This window comes from Cytobacillus sp. T106 (assembly GCF_040492155.1).
Taxonomy (GTDB): domain Bacteria; phylum Bacillota; class Bacilli; order Bacillales; family Cytobacillaceae; genus Bacillus_AB; species Bacillus_AB infantis.
The window spans coordinates 1-571 of record NZ_JBEUMK010000041.1; the positions used below are offsets into that span (position 1 = coordinate 1).

At 42.2% G+C, this 571-nt stretch carries 1 protein-coding gene; it reads right to left on the reverse strand.

All coding sequences use genetic code 11. The features are described 5' to 3' along the window. Positions 1 to 571, reverse strand: a 571-nt coding sequence (locus ABU165_RS25120; protein WP_353762705.1) for an IS110 family transposase, incomplete at both ends; no start/stop codon positions are given.

Sequence of the window (571 nt, forward strand, 5' to 3'; positions counted from 1 at the left end):
TCCCTTCATTGGACTGAATCCTAATTTCTTCTTCAAGCCTTAGGATCCGTTGTGATAATTCCTTAATTTGGTGATAGTATTCCTGGAAAGTGATTTGCAGGGAAGTATTTTCAAACTTTAAAGTATCAAGCCATTCAAAATACTTTTTTGTCCACTTGTTTATTCCACTTGGAGGTTTAATGTCATTGCGAAGTAAAAACTTACTTAATCGATGCTTCCCCCTCAGTTCGTCTTCTTTAGCGTCTTCTCTGCATCTAATAAGATCCCGCAGCGCCTCATCTTCTTTATCTGGAACATAGATGGCAGTCAATTCGCCAGCACGGTACAAATGAGCTAAGCGAATAGAGTCCCTGCGGTCCGTCTTAATGCGTTCTCCGGGTCTTTTAGGAATAAGAGAAGGGGCAATTACTGAACACTGAATTCCCATTGTCATGAGTAGCCGATAGAGTGGATATCCGGTCGGACCGGCTTCATAACACACTCGGAGTGTTTCAGGCCTGCCTAACTTTTTCATTACTTTTTTTACTGCTTCTGGGGTATGGGGAATTAATCCCCAGTATCTAGGCTCTGT